The sequence below is a fragment of the Rosenbergiella sp. YN46 genome, assembly GCF_036620675.1.
In the GTDB taxonomy this organism is placed as follows: Bacteria; Pseudomonadota; Gammaproteobacteria; order Enterobacterales; family Enterobacteriaceae; genus Jejubacter.
This window is the reverse complement of sequence record NZ_JAZHEE010000010.1, coordinates 24,506-44,429: the sequence shown is the minus strand read 5'-3', so window position 1 is coordinate 44,429 and position 19,924 is coordinate 24,506. Positions and strand designations below refer to the sequence as shown.

Below are 19,924 nucleotides of genomic sequence, written 5' to 3'. Positions count from 1 at the left end.
GAGGGAACGGTATGAATTAGCCGTTAAATAACGTGTGCCCGGCGCCGGGCGCAGACTTCAGCACCCAGACGCGACCATAGTGATTATACCATCCCGCACGGTGCCCGGCGTCCGGGCCGATGCCCTGATAAATGTCAAAATGCTGGCCTTTAATCGCACCGCCCACATCCAGCGCCACCATCACGCGCATCTCATACTGACCGTTAAACTTGCCCTTATCGTCCAGCAGCGGTACTTCCATCAGCAGGGTGGTACCTGTGGGCACAATGCTGCGATCGGATGCGACCGAAGCGCGGCCGATCAGCGGTACCGCAGCAGCCCCTTTCACCGGCGCGAAGGTTTCAGGCTTAAAGAAGACAAATGACGGGTTCTGCTCCAGCAGTTCGCGCACCTCTGCTTCGCTGTGCGTTTGCGCCCAGTGGCGAATCGCCTGCATCGACATATCTTCGCGCTTCACTTCACCGCGATCGATAAGCACCTTACCGATGCTGCGATAGGCGTGGCCGTTCTTGCCGGCATAGCCAAAAAAGGTGAGCGGGCTACCGTCGCCAAAATCAATATAGCCACTGCCCTGCACATCCATAATAAAGTTATCGATAAGCGAGTTGCTCCAGGCCAGCACGTAGCTGTCGCTCAACGCGCCGCTGTAAATAGCCGCGCGCGAAGGCAGGCGTCCACGTTTCGGCGGCATCCGGTAAATGGGATACTGAAACTCGCCCTGACGGGTGTGTCGGGCCTCGATGACCGGCGTGTAATAACCGGTAAACTGCACGTTGCCGTAGCTGTCCGCCCCCTGCATCTGCCAGGCATCAATGCCATACTGGCTCAGGGTGCGGGTATCACCGCCGGCGCGCAGCCACTGCTCAACGGCGCCGTAAACGTCACTCTGACTGCCGAACAGGCGCGGCGAAGCGTTGCGGATCTCACTTACCTGGCGGGCAAAATCACCAGCGTTAATCGGCGCGCCAACGGCATCCGGCTGATTCACCAGCGAAAACGGCTGTGTGAACTTACCATCGCTATATTGCTGACCGCGGTCAGTCGGTTTCGAGGAACAGGCGGCCAGCAACACCAGCATGGCCCCCGTCAGAATCTTATTGGCCCAACGTCCTTTCATTCATCTTCTCTTCATATCAGTTATGCCGGATGCCCGCAGAGCAAGATACCAAAGGCTCCGGGGGATTGAAACGCGCCCGGCCCTTCAAAATGTAAAATGGTCAAAAAACGCCCTTGTTGCGGGATATTTCAACGGTCGTCGGCTAAATCCGCGATTTATTTAAAAAAGGGTTGCAACAAAATCTCAGGGGAGTATATTGCGCACCCATCGGACGCGGGGTGGAGCAGCCTGGTAGCTCGTCGGGCTCATAACCCGAAGGTCGTCGGTTCAAATCCGGCCCCCGCAACCAATACAAGAAGTCACAATCAGAAGTAGTAAGACGGACGCGGGGTGGAGCAGCCTGGTAGCTCGTCGGGCTCATAACCCGAAGGTCGTCGGTTCAAATCCGGCCCCCGCAACCAACGATTAAGGCACCCTTTTGGGTGTTTTTTTGTTTTTGTCCGCCGAAATCCACAAATTTCCTGGCTTCCCGCTTCACAAAGAAAAAACCGGCACGTGGCCGGTCTGGTGTATTCAGCGGATTTCTCAGTTAGCCGCGCCGCGCCATCCGCGCATCGTCAGCGAAGTAAGCTTTAATCCCCGCCAGTATTGATTCCGCCACTTTCTGCTGGAATGCGGCGGTACGCAATTTACGCTCTTCCTGAACGTTACTGATAAAGGCGGTTTCCACCAGAATCGATGGTATATCCGGCGCCTTCAGTACCGCAAAGCCCGCCTGTTCAACCCGCCCTTTATGCAGGCGGTTAACGTTACCCAGTCGGGTTAATACTTCCTTACCAAATTTCAGGCTGTCGTTGATAGTCAGCGACTGCACCATATCGAACATGGTGTGATCCAGGTAACGGTCGCCGCTCTTACTGACGCCACCGATCAGGTCGGCGGCGTTCTGGGTCTGGGCCAGGTATCTGGCGGCAGTACTGGTCGCGCCTTTGGTCGAAAGCGCATAGACCGATGAACCGTGAGCCGAGCGATCGTTAAAGGCGTCGGCGTGGATGGAAACGAACAGATCGGCGCGCTGCTTACGGGCTTTGGCCACCCGAACCCGCAGCGGAATAAAGACATCTTCGTTACGGGTCATATAGGCCTTCATATTAGGCTCTTTAGCAATCAGCTTATTCAGCCGACGCCCAATCTGCAGTACCACATCTTTTTCGTGGGTGCGGTGTTTCCCGGTAGCGCCAGGATCCTCGCCGCCGTGGCCGGGATCTATCATAATCACAATCGGACGGTCGTGCCCCGCTCTGCCTGGCTTCGGCCCCTGATCCGGCGTAGCTTTATCCAGGTCGCCCTTGTTGTAATCTTCAAGCAGCGCCAGCAGGGGATCCTGCTCAGGATTCCCCCTGGCCGGATAGAGATCCATCACCAGGCGCTCTTTGAACTCGGCCACCGGCGCCAGCGCAAACATATGCGGCGCTACATCCTGCTTAAGCTCAAATACCAGCCGTACCGTTTGCGGGTCGAACTGCCCCACTCGCGCCGACTTAATATAGGGATCGTCCGCGCGCACCAGGTTGCCCAGTTTTTTCAGTACCGAATTAAGATGAACATTTTCGATATCCACTACCACGCGCTCTGGATTGCTCAGCGCGAACTGGCGGTATTTCAACTCGCGATTGGACTCAATGGTGACGCGAGTATAAGTCGACGCTGGCCATACGCGAACCGCGATAACCTGACTGGTGGCAGCAAAACCCAGCGGACTCACGCTGAGCAACCACATCGCCCCCGCCCCCTGCAGCAACCGGCGGCGACTGATTGAACTCTCTTCCGACATGATTCTCCCAGGCCAAAACAATAAACACAATCTGACACGATAGAGCAAAAATCCGAACCGAAAACTTTAGCGAAACCGCAACCGGGTGTCATCTATAAAAGGGTAAACATGTGGTTACAATCAGGGAATTCTGCACAGCCATTGCGCAAAAAAGCGCTAAATTTCCGCTTGCGCCCATCCCAATAAAAGAATAAAAATACACTTATTGCGAATAATAATTCACTGAGGGTTGTGCCGTGGTAAAGGAGCGCAAGACAGAACTGGTGCAGGGTTTTCGTCATTCCGTCCCCTGGATAAATGCCCATCGCGGGAAAACATTTGTCATTATGCTGGGCGGCGAAGCCATCGAGCATGAAAATTTTTCCAGTATTGTTAACGACATAGGACTTCTTCACAGTCTGGGGATTCGACTGGTGGTGGTCTATGGTGCCCGCCCACAGATCGACGCGAATCTGGCTGCTCACCACTGTGAACCGGTTTACCACAAGCATACCCGGGTGACAGACGCCAGGGCGCTGGAACTGGTTAAACAGGCGGCAGGCTTGCTGCAACTGGAGATCACCGCCCGGCTGTCGATGAGTCTTAACAATACGCCGCTACAGGGCGCCCATATTAACGTGGTCAGCGGCAACTTTATTACCGCCCAGCCGCTGGGGGTGGACGACGGCGTGGATTACTGCCACAGCGGGCGTATCCGCCGCATCGACGCCGACAGCATTCACCGCCAGCTCGACAGCGGCGCTATCGTGGTAATGGGGCCAGTCGCCGTTTCGGTAACCGGCGAAAGCTTTAACCTGACCTCGGAAGAGATAGCCACTCAGGTGGCGGTAAAACTGAAAGCCGAAAAGATGATCGGTTTCTGCTCCTCCCAGGGGGTCAGCAACGGCGAAGGCGGTATTCTGTCTGAACTCTTCCCCAATGAGGCTCAGGTTCGGGTTGAAGAGATGGAAGCGAAAGGCGACTATCATTCCGGCACCGTGCGATTTCTGCGTGGCGCCCTGAAGGCCTGCCGCAGCGGGGTGCGACGCTGCCATCTGATAAGCTACCGGGAAGACGGCGCGCTGCTGCAGGAGCTGTTCTCCCGGGACGGTATAGGCACGCAGATCGTGATGGAAAGCGCTGAACAGGTACGGCGCGCAACCATCAACGATATTGGCGGTATTCTGGAACTGATTCGCCCGCTGGAACAGCAGGGCATTCTGGTGCGCCGCTCCCGCGAACAGCTGGAGATGGAGATAGATAAATTCACCATCGTCCAGCGCGATAATCTGACTATCGCCTGCGCCGCCCTCTACCCGTTCCCGGAAGAGCAGATTGGGGAAATGGCCTGCGTGGCGGTTCATCCGGATTACCGTAGCTCATCGCGCGGTGAAGAACTGCTGAAGCGCATCGCCACTCAGGCGCGGCAGATGGGGCTAAACCGGCTGTTCGTACTGACCACCCACAGCATCCACTGGTTCCAGGAGCGTGGCTTCATTCCGGTGGACGTTGAACTGTTACCGGAAAGCAAAAAGCAGATGTACAACTACCAGCGCCGCTCCAAAGTGTTAATGGCGGAGCTTACTTAACCAGCAAACAGCTCGGGCAGGCCACTACGCCGTTCGGTACCGGTGATAATGGCCTGCTCCAGTACGCTGTCCCGCCCCCAGATAGTTAACCGCTTCTTTGCCCGGGTAATGGCGGTATAGACCAGCTCCCGGCTCACCAGCGGCACAAAACGCGACGGCAGCACCAGCGCCGCGTGCTCGAACTCCGAGCCCTGAGACTTATGCACCGTCATCGCCCACGCGGTCTCATGGGCCGGCAGACGACTGGGCTGAACCGACTTCACGCTGCCGTCCGACATCGGGAACCAGACCCGCAGCCCCTCATCGCCCTCAAGCGCAATACCGATATCGCCGTTAAACAACTCCAGCGCGCTGTCGTTACGGGAGATCATCACCGGTCGCCCGTGATACCAACGCGAGCCACTCTGCGTACGTTGTAACACGCCGCGCCGCATTAGCACCTGCTCCAGGCGTTCATTCAGACCGCGCACGCCGAAAGGCCCCTCGCGCAGCGCGCACAGCAGACGATATTCACTAAATGCCTCCAGCAACCGTTCCGGTGCGGCATCGGCATCCCCGAGTAGCGAAAGATAGCGGGCATAGCCTTCCCGGGCGCCAGCCAGCATCTGCGCGTACTCCTCCAGGTTGCCCAGCGGCCAGAAAGCGACATCGTCAAAACCTTCCCCCAGAACGCCGCGCGCCGCCGCTTTATCACTGCGGTTAACCGCAGCGGCCAGGCGCCCGATGCCGGCATCGGCTTTAAAGCGATAGCTTTTACGCAGCAGGCACAGGCTGTCACGCAGCGCTTCGGCCCCCGACCGTTCACTACCGGGAACCGGACAACCGGTCAGCTGCGTCAGCTCCCTGGCCCGATCGGCACTGTAGCCGTCGCCGATAAAGTGGCAAATATCGCCAAGTACCGCACCGGCCTCCACCGAAGCCAACTGATCGCGGTCGCCCAGGAAAATCACTCTGGCATGGTGCGGCAGCGCCGCTACCAGACGCGCCATCATCGGCAAATCCACCATCGAGGCCTCGTCCACGACCAGCACATCCAGATGCAGCGGGTTATCGGCATGATAGCGCAGTCGCTGGCTACCGGGCTGAGCGCCCAATAGCCGATGTAGGGTACAGGCTTCTTCCGGCAGCAGCGCTTTCTGTTCCTGCGTCAGCGCCAGCTGACGCAGGGCGCTCCCGAGCGACTCGGTCAAACGCGCCGCCGCTTTACCGGTCGGGGCCGCCAGCCGGATACGCGGCCGCTGGTGTTCTTCCAGCCGAATCAGCGCCACCAGCAGTTTCGCCACCGTGGTGGTTTTACCTGTGCCGGGGCCGCCGGATATCACCGCCATCCGCCGGGTGAGCGCCACCGCGGCGGCGACTTTTTGCCAGTCAGTCTCCTGTGTGGCGTCGCCGAACAACTCGTCCAGCACGGCGCGTAGCTGCGAGGCATCCTGAGGCACCACCCGGTTCCCGCTATGAAAGAAGCGCGCCACCGCCTGCTCATCCTGCCACATCCGGTTCAGATAGAGGCGATCGCCCACCAGCTTCAGGGGCGTAGCCGCATCGCCTTCACTGACCGCCGCAGAAGCCAGCAGCGCCTGGCGCCAGTCGGCAGGATTGCCTACCGCGGCAAACAGCGCCTGCGCCAGCGACTCATAGCGGTCTTCGAAGCAGAGATTCGGCCGCAGCCGGGAAAGCGGCAAACAGACATGCCCTTCCCCCGCATCGCGACTTAGCAGCGCCGCCGCCAGCGTTGCCGCCGTGTCGTCCCCCACCAGAGTCAGCGCGAAACGGGCATCCAGCGGACGCAGCAGCTTCAGGGCTACCGCCTGATCGAACAACGACTGCAACGTCATGATTCCTCCTGCCCGGAAAAGAGCGCATCCAGCCCTGCCACCAGCGCCGGATCCGGCCGGGTGGTGAAGATACCCTGCTGCGGATTGCCTGGCTCCACGCCGCGCAGAAACAGATAGATAACTCCGCCAAAGTGGCGCTCATAATCATAATCTGCCAGGCGATGGCGCAGATAGCGGTGCAGCGCCAGGCTGTAGAGCTGATACTGCAGATCGTAGCGGTGTTCGCACATCGCTTTTTCCATCGCTTCCCGGGTGTAGGCTTCGCTGCCCTCCCCCAGCCAGTTCGATTTATAATCCAGCAGGTAATAGCGCCCGCGCCAGCGGAACACCAGGTCGATAAAACCTTTAAGCATGCCGCGAATCTGCCGAAATTGCAGTTCGGGGCAACGCGCCGACAGCGGATCGTAGCGATGAGCCAGCGCATCCAGCCTGTCGGGCGTCAGGGTAGCGCTAATCGGCAGATAAAACTCCAGCTCCACCTGGCGTTCGCCTGCGGGAAGCTGGTTCAGGCAGGCTCCGTCATTACTGAGCGGCGTGGCCAGAATCTGTGTCAGCCAGGGCGCCAGCACAGGCAGCCACGCCTCGTCGTATCCGCCAAGCTGTAGCTGTTCCCGCAGCCACTGCGGATCCAGCGGTTGAGTAAATTCCAGTTGTTCAAACAACCCATGCAGAAAAGTGCCGGGTGCGGCGCCACGCGGAAAGCTATGCGCCGTCAACGCAGGCTCACCATTCTGTTCCGCGCCGCCCGCAGCATCGATATCCAGCCGCGGCATCAGATCCTGAGCGACGCCGCCGCCGTGACGCGTCAGCCCGGAATAACTGGTCACTCGCCAGGGATCGCCTATTGCGCCGGTAGCGACCCTCGCCGCCAGTTCGCGCGCTTCGGGCGCAGGAGGCTGCCATGGTCGGCCATCGTCCGGCATCAGTTCCCTAAGCTGAATATCGCCACCGCACAGGGCTTCCAGCGCCTGACGCAATCCCGCCGCGTCGCAGGGCGCCCCGCGCTGGATCAGCCAGCCAATAGCGCTAAGGTGTAGATCGGTATCCCCTTTCTTCGCTCTCCCGCGCAGATAGAGTGGCGCAATGCCAACGCTACAGTGCCAGATGGCCCGGGTCAGCGCCACATACAGCAGGCGCAAATCTTCTGCCAGGCGCTCCTCTTCCGCCAGTTCCAGCCCCTGTTTATCGTCATTCAGGGAAAGCAGAGTCTGGAAGCTTTCGCGATCGTGCCACAGCGCCTGTTTCTGGGGACGAAAAGAGGCGATGAAGGGTAGCCAGACCAGCGAATACTCCAGCCCTTTCGATTTATGGATGGTGACAATCTGCACCAGATGGCGATCGCTTTCCAGCCGTAGCTGCTGGCTGGCGGCGTTATTATCCGGCGCCTCAATATTCTGGGCCAGCCAGCGTACCAGCGCATGCTCGCTGTCAAGTCGGGCCGAAGTCTCCTGCAGCAGTTCGCTCAGGTGCAGCAGGTCGGTCAGGCGCCGCTCACCGCCGGGAGAGGCCAGCAGATTTTCCGCCAGCCCGCGCTTTGCCATCATAGTGCGGATCATCGGCATCACTCCACGCCGCATCCAGATCTGACGGTATTCGTCAAACTCCTCTACCAGTGTATCCCAGGCCCGTTCATCCTGATTCATGGCATCGATGGCGGCAGCATCCAGCCCCAGAATGCTGGTGGCCATGGCGCTACGCAGGGCGCTCTCCTGGCCTGGCGCCAGTACCGCCTGCAACAGCCAGTGCAGCTCGCGAGCTTCCGGGGTAGCGAACACGCTATCGCGATTTGAAAGGTAAACCGAAGGGATATTCAGGGCTGCCAGCGCTTCGCGAACGATGGCGGCTTCGGAACGAGAGCGCACCAGCACGGTAATGTCCCGGGCCTCCACCGGGCGCGAACGCTCCCCGCGCCACAGCAACGCGGCACCTTCTTGCCCCGCCGTCAGCCAGTCGCGAATCTGCATCGCACACTGACGGGCCATGGCCTGTTGGTAATCGCTTACTCCACATCCATCGCCCGGCGGCAGCCAGACGGACAGCGCCGGACTGACCTCGCCATTCAGGGTAAAGCGCATCTGGCCGTTGGGCGGCGCCGCATTCACCGGCTGAAACGGAATCTGGCGGAACAGAAAAGGGGTATCCTGATGAGCGAACAGACGGTTTACGCTGTCTACCATTCCCGGCGACGAGCGCCAGTTGGTATCCAGAGTATAGTGGGCGCTCACCTCGGAGCGCGCGCGCATATAGGTAAAAATATCCGCGCCGCGAAATGCGTAGATAGCCTGCTTGGGGTCGCCTATCAGCAGCATCCCGGTTTCCTGCTGCCCCAGCCAGATACGCCGGAAGATGCGATACTGCTGGGGGTCAGTATCCTGAAACTCATCGATCATCGCCACCGGAAAGCGGCGACGAATGGCCTCCGCCAGCGCATCCCCCCCCGGCTGGCTCAGGGCGGCATCCAGACGGCTCAACATATCATCGAAGCCCAGTTCGCCCCGACGCTGCTTTTCACGCGCCACGCTCTGACGGATTTCCGCCAGCGCCCGGGCTATCACCAGATCGCGCAGGCCCGGCGGCTCATCCAGCAGCGCTTCAATGGCGCTGAACAGCGGGTGGCGCGGCGGCTCGCCCTTTTTGGTTTTATCAATCAGAACCCGTTGGCTAAATCTTTCTAAATCCTTCGGCAGGCTGTAGCCGTGAGTATCCTGACAGGCCCACTCCCCCACGCTCTCCAGCCAGGCTGGAAGATAACGGCTACTGTAGCTGCGCTTATCCACGCCCGAGTCGCCGATAAGCGTCGCCAGTTCAGGGGCGGCCGCCCGCCACTGCGCCTTGACGGCGTCGATTCGTGCCAGATTGCGCTGGTGACGCTGTTCAAGGGTTTCGTTATCCTGAGGCGGACGTTTAAGCTGTGGCGCCTCACCCTGTAGCCAGCTGTCGATATCGCGCAGCAGCGCCTGTGGGCCAGACCACTGAGCGCTGATGGCCTGGGCCACCGGCCTTGATAGCGGATAACAGTGACGACGCCAGAAATCGGCGCACGCCAGCTGGCGCAGCTCGCTTTCGTCTTCCAGCAGTTGCTGTTCAAACAGCATGCCCGACTCAAAAGCGTTCAGGCTCAGCATACGCTGGCAAAAACCGTGGATAGTAAAGACAGAGGCCTCATCCATCTGACGCTCGGCAAATCGCAGAATGTCGGCCGCCCGGGCGGGATCGGCTATCTCCGCCAGCAGACGGCTCAGCAGGGGATCGTCGCTTTCGCCACGCACGCAGGCGATGCGCAAATCGTGAATACGGGCGCGGATGCGGCCACGCAGTTCGGCGGTGGCCGCTTCGGTGAAGGTCACCACCAGCAGCTCTTCCACGCCAAGCTGTCGGGGAAAGGCGGATTCCCCTCCCAGCCCAAGCAGCAGGCGCAGATAGAGCGCCGCAATGGTGTAGGTTTTACCGGTGCCCGCTGAAGCCTCAATCAGCCGCTCGCCCGTGAGCGGTAGTCGTAAGGGGTCAAGGGGCTGCGCGGCGATATCGGTCATGGTTTATCACTTACCAGCGGAAAAGTCTTTTGCAGCTTGTGAATATCTGATTCGCGTTCCCAGCCTTCAGGACTGGCATAGTCCGCTTTCCCCTGAGAGCCGGCGATCTGCGACAGCAGCGCGACGCCGCTGCGCTCCATGACCGCCTGGCGGTAAAAATCAGCCAGTTGCTGCGGCGTGATTTTGCGGATCTCATCCACCACCTTCTGACGTGAGTCGAACGCCATATTACCACGGTCAAAGTCCTTGCTCAGGCGCGTAGCCTCTTCATTCAGGGTCTGGGGCGCCTGCATAAACTGGTTGATGACCCCCTGTTTTATCTGAGCGAATTCGGCGGGAGGCATCTTACGCAGCCGCTGCTCGACATCCTGGAAGAAGGCGCCATAGCGCTGCCACAGAGTCGCGGGCTGGCGATCGCTACTCTGCAACAGGAAGCCTATCCCCCACTGGCGCCCTACCGACATCGGGAAGGCAAAAACCGCGTACCCAAGCTGCTCGTTGGTACGCAGCTGATTATAGAACCAGGGCTGGATTATCTGCGCCAGCATGCTGCTCATGGCGCCGCTGGTCGCTTCGCTGTACCCCTTCGGCACAAACAGCGCCGCCAGCGCCGAGTCGGTACTGCTGCCCGCTTTCTCAATCAGGATACGGCGCGCTTTGTCCACCAGCACGTCCCGGGAACGGCACCACTCGCGCCCCTGGGTGCCCAGTTGCTCACGCAGCTGGCGGCCAAGTTCGGCAGCCTTCTGGGGCGCCATATTGCCCAGCACCAGTAGCTCCGGCAAGGCATTGCGCCGCAGGTTGTCACGATAAGCCAGTACGTCCTTCAGGGTAATCCCTTTAAGCTGCGCCCGACGATCGGCGCGCTGGAAATAGGGCACCTGCGACAGCATCTGAACCGGCATAATCGCCTGCTCATAGGCTTTACCCTTCTCGGCGGAATCCAGCATCCGGGTATACCAGGACTTCGCCTGCGCCAGTTGCTCCTCCGTCGGGGTATAGCTGAAGTAGCCCTTCATCAATTCGCTCAGCAGTTGCGGCAAGCGCTGAGTATAGCCGTTGGCGTTCACCATCAGCCCGCTGTTGGCGTTGGTCGAAAAAGAGATACCGCCCACCGCCGCCTGGCCTGCCAGCTCGTCAAGCGCCAGCCCCGCCAGATAATCATTCAGGGCGAACAGCACCTGGTTTCTGGCGCTGTCCATTGCCTGCGGATTTCGCAGCACCAGCGTCAGATCGGCCCGGGGCTCATCGGCGAAATACGCGCTGGGCATATAGAGTACCCGTAGCCCGGGCTCCTGCACCAGAAGCTCCGGATGAGGATATTTTTTCTGCGGCTTAACCAGCGTGAAGTCATCCGGTATGTAAGGATTAAGCGCAGGCAGGCTCAGTCGAATTTTCTGTCCTTCATCGCGCCACGTCTTAAAGGTCTGCGGCGTGATTTTATCGACCTGATAAGGCGCATTCACAAAGTAGGCCGTCTTGTTGTGCGGCTCGTCGGGGCTGATATACCAGACCCGGGCATTGCGCGGCGTCATCATCGCCAGCCGAGCTTCAATGGCTTTGGGATCGTAACGGTCGGCGATATTAGAGGCATCCAGCACGTGAGCCATCGGCACCCGCAGCATGGTATCCGCCAGCCACTCTACGTAGTCCATATCCCGGGTCAGCGTGGGATAGCGGAAGTCGAGATCCAGCACGTGCGCCAGTTCGTCGAAGTAGCGTTTATCCACCCCTTTTTCGCGCAACAGCTTAAGGTAGCTGAAGACGGCCGCCACCACCTTGTCACGCTGGGCCAGCCCTTTATCGGTCAGAGAGACGGAGATAGCGAACACGCCACCATTGCCGTTCACCATAGGATCGGCGCTGGCATTTACCCCTTCAGCCAGCCCCTGCTTTTGCAGCCAGTCGGAAAGCGTATCGGCGCTGCGGTTGCCAATCAGATAACTGATAAGCTCATCGCTCTTGCTGCGAAACTGCGCGCTGTTGTTATCGATACGGAACTCGACGCGCAGCACCTTACGCGGCAGCGCAGGCACGTAGTGAATAATCAGCCCTTTCTGGGCATCGGTAACGGCGGGTACGTCGATCTCAGGTTTCTGCGCATGGCGATTTTCCACCCGCCCATAGGTTTTAGCGGCAATCGAAGCCAGTTCCGGTAGCGGCTTATTACCGTAGATAACCGCCTTCATCAGATTGGCGGAATACCAGCGATCGCGAAATGCGACCAGCGCCTCCTGGAGTCGACTACCTGGCTTATCGCGCAACGTCTCCAGATTACCGCCGGAAAAACGAGAACCGGGATGCGCCGGGTTAATGGTTTCGGCGCCGACCTGCGCCATGCGCATACCGTCCCGTGAGCGGGCCAGGGTCAATTCAGCATTCACCGCATTGCGTTCGCGCTGGGCATATTCCGGTGAAAGCAGAGGTTCGGCAATGGCATCCGCCAGCCTGTCCACAGCCGGGGCCAGCGCATCATTTTCCACTTCCAGGTAGAACGCGGTACGATAAGGCGCCGTGCTGGCGTTGTGGCTACCGCCGTGCATTTTAAGGAATTCGGAAAGGCTGTCCGGGTTGGGGTACCTTTTTGACCCCATCAGGATCATATGTTCCAGATAGTGTGCCAGCCCCAGGTGCGCATCGGGATCCTGAAGCGATCCCACCGGCACCACCAGCGCCGACAGCGATTTCACCGCTTTAGGATCGGATACCAGCAGCACTTCCATACCGTTATTAAGACGAACAGCCTGATACTGGCGGGGATCTTTTTCGCTCTTGCGGATTGTCTCCTTCAGAGGTTGCCAGCCCGTGTCTGCCTGACTCAGTGGTGCCCAAAGGGCAATGAAAACAAACAAGAAAAAGGTGGTAAACCAGGTGCTGCATTTAAGCATTCACGAACCTCACAATCTAACCTCCTGATATATCATCACAAACTGGCATCCGGCCCTGATGATTGTTATACCTTTCCGGCGAGCGCATCATAAAGCAACTCGCCATTCTGGGCAATTTTTATACAATCACGCATCATGATGATAGCGAAACAGCGGCAACAGCCAGCGCTGCGCTTCACGGATTATCGCATCATAGTACGCATTATCCAGCGTGCGCCACAGACGCTGCAGCCAGATGTCCTGGCCTTCCCCCGGCGCCGCCAGGTTCCCTTCCCAGGTCTGTTGCAGCTTTGTGCGGGCCCTGCGCTGGGTTTCTTCGTCCCACAGGATAATATCCTGATGCGAATCGTAACAGGCCTTTAGCCATGCGCCGCCGCTGGCGGGCAACAGAATAAGCGGCTGTGATAGCCCCTCCTGATAGCCCGCGATCAGTTCGCATAACTGCTCACGGGCCTGCCCGGGCTCCAGCGCCGAAAAGCGCCACTGGCTGTCATTGCGTCCATACAGGCGGCTTTCCCCACGGCCACCGCTGGCGCACCACACCAGATGCTCCAGCCACAGCTGCATGCCGTGCCCTACCTGAAGCTGCGAAGGGCGCCAGCGCAGCAGGCCGTCTGGCTGAGTGTCCGGCAGCCAGCCGGTCAGATGTACTTCACCAAGCCTCAGGTCTATCTCCCTGCTTTCTCCCGGCTGACGCTCTTCCACCACCCGCTGCGCCAGCGGTTGCATCTCTTCCAGCTGCTGCTCCCACCAGATATCACCAAAGGCACCGTAAGGCAGCTCGCCCGCCGCCCGATAGCGACGGTAAAGGCGTTGAGGATCCTCCTGGCGTACCAGCGCATTCAGCAATTGCTGATTGACCCGAAAACGCTCCAGGGCATCCAGGGTAAAGGGTTCGGCATCCGGCAGTTCAGTCTCTTCCACGGCGAAACTCACCCTCAGGCGCATCTGGAAGAAGGCCCGCACCGGATGGCGCCAGAAACGCTGCAGTTGCTCAAAGGAGAGCGCGGTCAGCGGCGATTCAGGCAGCGGTTGAATAAAATCGGCGTGAGCCTCTCCCTGCCCACTGGCCGCGGGCAGCCACTCCCGGGCATAGCTCTGACGCTCGTCCCCGGGAAGATAACTTTGCGCGTCGAAAGGGGTGCGCGGATGCTGCCAGCAGATGTGCGCCTTCACGCGACGGGCGCTCTCATCGCTGTTGCACGCTTCGTCTCCCGGCAGATAGTGGCTGTGAGCAATATAGTTCACCAGTTCATCCACCAGCACTGAAGGGAAACGCTCGCTATTATCCAGCACTGAACGGCCAATGTAGCTGATATAGAGCTGCTGCTGAGCGGAAAGAAGCGCTTCAAGGAACAGATAGCGGTCATCGTCGCGGCGACTGCGATCGCCGCGTACCGGCTTTTCGCTCATCAGATCAAAGCCCAGCGGCGCAAGCGTTCTGGGATAAACGCCGTCATTCATTCCCAGCAGACAGACCACTTTAAAAGGGATAGAACGCATCGGCATCAGGGTACAGAAGTTGACCGGCCCCGCCAGGAAACGCTGGCTGATACGCTCCTGGTCAAGCCGCCGCGCCAGCTCGTCGCGCAGCAGCGTCAGAGGCACGGCATCCTGATAGTCAGCCTCAATCCCCTGGCTAATCACCAGTTGCCACTGTTGCTCAATCAGCGCCAGCGCCGCTTCGGTTTCGGTATCCGCCAGGAAAAAGGCGTTTAGCATCTCGCGACAGACCGGCAGCCATTCATCCAGCCCCCGTGGCTGCGCCAGCCGATGGCGCCATTCGCTCAGCTGTGCCAGCAAATCCGCCAGATGTCCCACCAGGCCGGCTATCAGGCCACTGGATTCATCATAAGGCAGCAGCGACTGCCACTCGCCGGCGTTACTCGACATGGCGTAGCCCAATAACATACGCGTCAGCCCAAAACGCCAGGTGTGCTGCCCGGTGGCGGGTAGTTCGAACTCCCGGACGTTGTCGTCATCCATTCCCCAGCGCACGCCGGATTCGCTAACCCACTGGCGCAGATAACGCAGCCCTTCTTCGTCAATATCAAAGCGAGCGGCCAGTCCAGGCACTTCCAGCAGAGAGAGAACATCTTCAGAGGTAAAGCGGCTGTCAGGCAGGGCAAGTAACGCCAGAAAGGCCTGGATAGCCGGGTGCGCTTCTCTGGCCCGCCGGTCAGAGATAGCGAAAGGCAGTCGCCGCTCTTCGCTCACGCTACCGAACACCGCCTGGATAAAAGGGCTATAGCTGTCGATATCCGCCACCATCACAATAATGTCGCGGGGCGTCAAAGAAGGATCGGCTGCCATCATCGCCAGCAGACGATCGTGCAGCACCTCGACTTCCCGCTGGGCGCTGTGACAAAGATGAATCGTCACGCTACGATCCCGGGGATCAAGCAGACGCTTGTTATCGCTGCGCTGATATTCCTGCTCGTTCAGTCCGACAACCTCATGATTTTCCAGAGTCAGCATATCGGCCTGTAACCGATGCAGCAGGGTATCCGACGGGAGATCGGCGAAAGCGTCTATCTCTGCGGTCTGTTCCAGATCGGACAGCAGGAAACTGTAGTCGCGCCCCAGTTTGCCCCAGGAAGCAAGCAGCGGATTAGGCAGCATCTGTTCGCCTTCTTCGTTAAACAACCCGGGAGCCTGTTGCGCATCGCGAAATAGCGGCAGGCTCTGCTGGCTGCCATGCACCCGGCGGCGGCGGCTCATTTGTCGGGCCAGGAAAGCGGGGTCTTTAATATCTCCCCAGTAGTAACGGCAGGGATTGGTGAACAGCAGATGGACATCGATATGGCGCCCCAACGCCTGCAATGCCTGGAGGTAGACCGGCGGTAGCGCCGAAATACCGCAGATAAAGATACGCGGCGGCAACCCCGGAGGACAGCTTTCGCTCTCCTCCAGGGTACGAATAAAGCGGCGATAGAGATTAGCGCGATGCCACGGTGCCTGTCCGAGCTTTTCGGTCAGCGTCACCAGCCCGCGCCACAGCGGTGCCTGCCAGTCCTGAACCGCGCTCAGCCCCTCCACGCGTTCATTGCGCTCCCAGCAGAGCAGCCACTCCGGGCGATAGACCAGATACTGGTCAAACAGATCCGCGACCCGCCCCGCCAGCTGGAACAGCTTACGGCGATCGTTATCTTCGGCCAGATAGTGGCGCAGAGGCTCAAATTCCGGCTGTTCAAGCAGCGACGGCAGCAGGCTCATCAGCTTCCAGCTCATGGCGCTTTTGCTGAAGGCGCTCTCCTCCGGAATACCGGGCAGCACCTGAACAAACATCTGCCAGATAAAGCTGGAAGGCAACGGAAAGCGGATATTAGCGGCAATACCAAAGCGTTCGGCAAGGGTCATCTGCAGCCACTGTGCCATACCAACGCTTTGTACCAGCACCACTTCAGCCTCAAAGGGATCCGCCAGCGGCTGACGTTCCACAATAAATTCCATAATCTCTTCCAGCACATCCAGCCGGTTAGAGTGGTAGATCCGTAGCATAAAGGCTCCTGCACAACGTCGAAATGCCTCTCGCCTCCGACCTTCCCCCTTACTCCGCCCCTCTCCCTGGCAGGGAGAGGGGCGGGACGATACCCGTTTGCCGCCTAATGCCAGGCAAAAGCGGAATCGGGAAGAGAGGCCGTATTAGCCCGGGCAGTGAAGCCGCGAAAGCCGCGTACTGCCGCCCGTGGCGCCGCTAATCATAACCCAGATGCTGACACATCCCATCTGCATTGTCTCGCCTCTTGTCACGCCATGAACGGCCGGAGCGGGCGCCTGAACTTCGAGCAGGCGTTCAGCCTCGCGCCAGCGTAGCAGCATCTGGTGCTGCTCGCGCAGACCCAGCATCAGTGAGCGCTGCCAGCCCAGCAGGCCGTTCAGCGCCAGGCTAAACAGCACCAGCGCCACCAGGGTTTCTACCAGGCTGAATCCTGCATGGCGTCGCATCATGGCGTTTCGCACTCCTCTTCGGCTAACGGGCAAAAGTCACACCACCCTCTGGGCTGTGCCCGAATCTGCCCTGCCGCAACAGAGACCCACTGCCAGTAACGCATCATGCCTGTCCGATCCCGTCCCATCAAAACGGCTTCATCGTCTTTTATCGCCCGCAGGCAGGCACTTCCTTGTTCTGGCGCTTCACGACACTGCCACGCCGGGACAGGAGTCCAGATTTGTCGCAACCCCCATGCCAGCGCCGAATGCGCGCCACTGCTTGCCTGAATCCGCTGAATCTCCAGCGCCAGCCCCGGCCGACGCAACCCATAATGCAAACCCAACCCCCGCAGCAGCAGCGTTCCCAGCGCCAGCGTCATCAACACCATCAGCAGCGCCGAGCCACGCTGGCGGCGCACCCCATTCACAGGTTAAACCCGCTGACGGCATAGCTGGCCGCCAGTTGCTCGCTGGTGCCCGCAGGCTGTGCGACCAGTTCCACCACAAACAGCGGCGCCAGTTCACCGCGCCCCACCCGGCTTACCCGAAAATCCATAATCTTCAGTTGGGCGGGTTCCGTCATTTTCTCCCAGCTTTTCCCCGCGCAGTCGGCCGCGCCGCTCAGCGTTTCCAGCGCATTGTTGCGCAGGCGAAACCCCTGGACGCCGCCGCCCTGCCACTGTACCCGCAGGCAGCGCCCCTGCTCCGTCAGCCATAGTCCCGGCTGAGCGCACTGACGACGACAGTAGCCCGCCCGCTGAATCGCCTTACCCAGGGTGAACGCCAGCCGCCAGAGATCCTCCTGCTGCCACTGGCGCCGCACTTCATTTAACGTCGTCAGATAGAGCATGGGCAGCAGCCGGGTTACACCCAGCCCTATCAGACTACTCAACGCTATGGCGATAAGCAGTTCCGGCAGCGTAAAACCGCGCTGAATCATCGGCATTTTTCCTCCCCGGGTCTGCACAACCGAATTCGCCCCCATACCGACACGACCACCTGCCAGCGCCCTGCGCCGTTTTCCAGGGTCAGGTGCCCTGGCCAGGCGGTATTGCGCAGGCCGAAAAAACCCGGCTCTCCGGTCATTGAGGTCAGCCGAACATCCCCCCAGGGGACCGAAAAGCTGAGCCTCCCATTCCCGCAGCTGACCCGGGAGTCGCTCACCAGGCACCAGCGCGATCCATCGCGCAGCACTTTCAGCCGCCGCTCGCGATTAAAGGCACCGGCATCATCGCGTACCAGCTGCAGCCAGGCCCGCAGCAACTGAGCGCTGTGCCACAAACGCTGACGCTGCTGCCAGCCATACCAGCTATAGACAGCCGTACCGCTCAGTAGCAGGATCAATGAGATGGCCACCAGCAGTTCAGGCAGACTAAATCCCGTTCGTTTTTTGTTCATAGCGCCAGTGTGCCCCGGGCGAACAAAAACACCAGCGCCAAAGTAAAAGGCTGCGAGACGGCCCGGAACAATATTGTCCGGCGACATCCGCGTTCAGCCATTCATGAAGCGGTTTCGCAAAACGCGCCAAAAAAAACGCCTGCCGGGGAATCCCTGGCTGGCGTTTTCTCGACGAGAAATACCCGGCGATCAGATGGCGACAGGCGCCTTAATGGCAGGATGAGGATCGTAGCCTTCAATCTCAAAATCTTCGAAGCGGTAATCAAACAACGAATCGGGTTTGCGTTTGATAACCAGCTTCGGCAGCGGCCGCGGTTCGCGGGTCAACTGCAGGCGGGTCTGTTCCAGGTGATTGCTGTACAGATGGGTATCACCGCCGGTCCAGACGAAATCCCCCACTTCCAGGTCACACTGCTGCGCCATCATATGAACCAGCAGCGCATAGCTGGCGATATTAAACGGCAGGCCCAGGAAAATATCGCAGGAGCGCTGGTAGAGCTGGCAGGAAAGCCGCCCGTCCGCCACATAGAACTGGAAGAATGCATGACAGGGCGCCAGCGCCATCTGATCCAGTTCGCCGACGTTCCAGGCGGAAACGATAATCCGTCGCGAATCGGGGGAGGTTTTCAACTGCTCCAGCACCCGGGAGATCTGGTCGATAGTCTGGCCGTTGGGCGCCCCCCAGGCGCGCCACTGCTTGCCGTATACCGGCCCGAGATCGCCATTCTCATCGGCCCATTCGTCCCAGATAGTGACTTTGTTGTCATGCAGATAACCAACGTTGGTATCGCCATTCAGGAACCAGAGCAGCTCGTGGACAATGGAGCGCAGATGGCAGCGCTTGGTGGTGACCAGCGGAAAGCCTTCCTGCAGATTAAAGCGCATCTGGTGGCCGAAAATAGAGAGCGTGCCGGTGCCGGTACGATCGTCCTTAGGCGTGCCCTCTTCCAGCACTTTTTTCATCAAATCAAGATACTGTTTCATACATCCTCACGAAGTCTGCTGCTGCGGGCGGCGATACGCCCAGACCATCATCGCAATACCGGCCACAATCATCGGGATAGAAAGGATCTGCCCCATACTGATGTACTGCACCCAGGCGCCGGTGAACTGCGCATCCGGCTGGCGAAAGAACTCCACAATAATGCGGAACGCGCCGTAGCCTATCAGGAACAGCCCGGAAACCGCCCCGGTGGGACGCGGCTTGCGAATAAACAGGTTAAGGATGATGAACAGCACAACGCCTTCCAGTAACAGCTCATAAAGCTGGGAAGGGTGTCGCGGCAATACGCCATAGGTATTAAACAGCTGCTGCCATTCCGGATGGCTCGCCAGCAGGCCGATATCCTCCGAACGCGAGCCGGGGAACAGCATGGCGAAACGGAAATTAGGATCGACGCGGCCCCAGAGTTCGCCGTTAATAAAGTTGCCAAGACGCCCGGCGCCCAGCCCGAAAGGAATCAGCGGCGCAATAAAATCAGAGACCTGGAAGAAGGTGCGTTTGGTGCGACGAGCGAAGATCAGCATAACGCAGATAACGCCAATCAGGCCGCCGTGGAACGACATGCCGCCGTCCCATACCCGGAACAGATAGAGTGGATCTTCCAGGAACAGCGGCAGATTATAGAACAGCACATAGCCGATGCGGCCGCCGAGGAATACGCCGACAAAACCGGCATACAGCAGATTTTCGACCTCGTTCTGAGTCCAGCCGCTGTTCGGGCGCCTGGCGCGGCGAACCGCGAGCCACATAGCGAAAACAAAACCCACCAGGTACATCAGTCCATACCAGTGGAGAGAAACCGGTCCCACGGAGAAAATTACCGGATCGAAGTCGGGGAAACGCAGATAGCCACTATTCATCGGTCACCACAAAGC

The 19,924-nt window shown here is 59.3% G+C and carries 13 protein-coding genes and 2 tRNA genes; 3 read left to right on the top strand and 12 right to left on the bottom strand.

What is annotated here, in order from left to right:
- Positions 1–16: 16 nt before the first annotated feature.
- Positions 17–1,117 carry a murein transglycosylase A gene (mltA, locus tag V3W49_RS10075; protein WP_500145216.1) on the bottom strand — a complete coding sequence of 367 codons (1,101 nt, stop codon included), beginning with the start codon at positions 1,115–1,117 and terminating at the stop codon, positions 17–19.
- Positions 1,118–1,329: 212 nt separating this feature from the next.
- On the opposite strand from mltA, the gene V3W49_RS10070 reads away from it, so the two are divergent.
- Both V3W49_RS10070 and V3W49_RS10065 read left to right on the top strand, forming a co-directional pair.
- Positions 1,330–1,406: transfer RNA gene (locus V3W49_RS10070), tRNA-Met, on the top strand.
- A gap of 35 nt (positions 1,407–1,441) precedes the next feature.
- Positions 1,442–1,518, top strand: a tRNA-Met gene (locus V3W49_RS10065).
- 128 nt (positions 1,519–1,646) lie between these two features.
- On the opposite strand, the gene amiC is transcribed toward V3W49_RS10065, so the two are convergent.
- On the bottom strand, positions 1,647–2,891 hold the full coding sequence (gene amiC, locus V3W49_RS10060; RefSeq protein WP_500145215.1) for an N-acetylmuramoyl-L-alanine amidase AmiC: 1,245 nt from the start codon (positions 2,889–2,891) through the stop codon (positions 1,647–1,649).
- 236 nt (positions 2,892–3,127) lie between these two features.
- Here amiC and argA point away from each other — a divergent pair, with 236 nt between their 5' ends.
- Positions 3,128–4,459, top strand: coding sequence for an amino-acid N-acetyltransferase (gene argA / locus V3W49_RS10055; RefSeq protein ID WP_500145214.1), 1,332 nt, complete (start codon positions 3,128–3,130; stop codon positions 4,457–4,459).
- Here the strand turns inward: argA and recD are convergent.
- The 10 genes from recD to lgt all read right to left on the bottom strand — a co-directional run bounded on the left by recD (position 4,456) and on the right by lgt (position 19,909).
- Positions 4,456–6,294: an exodeoxyribonuclease V subunit alpha gene (gene recD / locus V3W49_RS10050; protein ID WP_500145213.1), complete on the bottom strand. Its 1,839-nt coding sequence runs from the start codon at positions 6,292–6,294 to the stop codon at positions 4,456–4,458. The two genes, argA and recD, sit on opposite strands and share 4 nt — an antisense overlap.
- Positions 6,291–9,827: an exodeoxyribonuclease V subunit beta gene (gene recB, locus V3W49_RS10045; RefSeq protein ID WP_500145212.1), complete on the bottom strand. Its 3,537-nt coding sequence runs from the start codon at positions 9,825–9,827 to the stop codon at positions 6,291–6,293. The genes recD and recB overlap by 4 nt, the downstream gene beginning before the upstream one ends.
- A complete protein-coding gene (gene ptrA, locus V3W49_RS10040; protein ID WP_500145211.1) occupies positions 9,824–12,715 on the bottom strand; it encodes a pitrilysin in 2,892 nt (963 codons plus the stop codon). Before ptrA ends, recB begins: the two co-directional genes overlap by 4 nt.
- Before the next feature lie 126 nt (positions 12,716–12,841).
- The gene (recC, locus tag V3W49_RS10035) at positions 12,842–16,216 is read right to left on the bottom strand and encodes an exodeoxyribonuclease V subunit gamma (RefSeq protein WP_500145210.1); all 3,375 of its coding nucleotides are present in this window, start codon (positions 16,214–16,216) and stop codon (positions 12,842–12,844) included.
- 144 nt (positions 16,217–16,360) lie between these two features.
- Entirely contained in the window at positions 16,361–16,666 is a 306-nt protein-coding gene (locus V3W49_RS10030; protein WP_500145209.1) for a prepilin-type N-terminal cleavage/methylation domain-containing protein, read from the bottom strand.
- The gene (locus tag V3W49_RS10025) at positions 16,663–17,076 is read right to left on the bottom strand and encodes a DUF2509 family protein (RefSeq protein WP_500145208.1); all 414 of its coding nucleotides are present in this window, start codon (positions 17,074–17,076) and stop codon (positions 16,663–16,665) included. The genes V3W49_RS10030 and V3W49_RS10025 overlap by 4 nt, the downstream gene beginning before the upstream one ends.
- Positions 17,073–17,594 (bottom strand): prepilin peptidase-dependent protein, encoded by a 522-nt coding sequence (locus V3W49_RS10020; RefSeq protein ID WP_500145207.1) that lies wholly within the window; start codon positions 17,592–17,594, stop codon positions 17,073–17,075. The genes V3W49_RS10025 and V3W49_RS10020 overlap by 4 nt, the downstream gene beginning before the upstream one ends.
- A complete protein-coding gene (locus V3W49_RS10015; RefSeq protein WP_500145206.1) occupies positions 17,585–18,046 on the bottom strand; it encodes a prepilin peptidase-dependent protein in 462 nt (153 codons plus the stop codon). The genes V3W49_RS10020 and V3W49_RS10015 overlap by 10 nt, the downstream gene beginning before the upstream one ends.
- A gap of 189 nt (positions 18,047–18,235) precedes the next feature.
- On the bottom strand, positions 18,236–19,030 hold the full coding sequence (gene thyA, locus V3W49_RS10010) for a thymidylate synthase (RefSeq protein ID WP_500145205.1): 795 nt from the start codon (positions 19,028–19,030) through the stop codon (positions 18,236–18,238).
- A gap of 6 nt (positions 19,031–19,036) precedes the next feature.
- Positions 19,037–19,909, bottom strand: coding sequence for a prolipoprotein diacylglyceryl transferase (gene lgt, locus V3W49_RS10005; protein ID WP_500145204.1), 873 nt, complete (start codon positions 19,907–19,909; stop codon positions 19,037–19,039).
- Positions 19,910–19,924 lie beyond the last annotated feature (15 nt).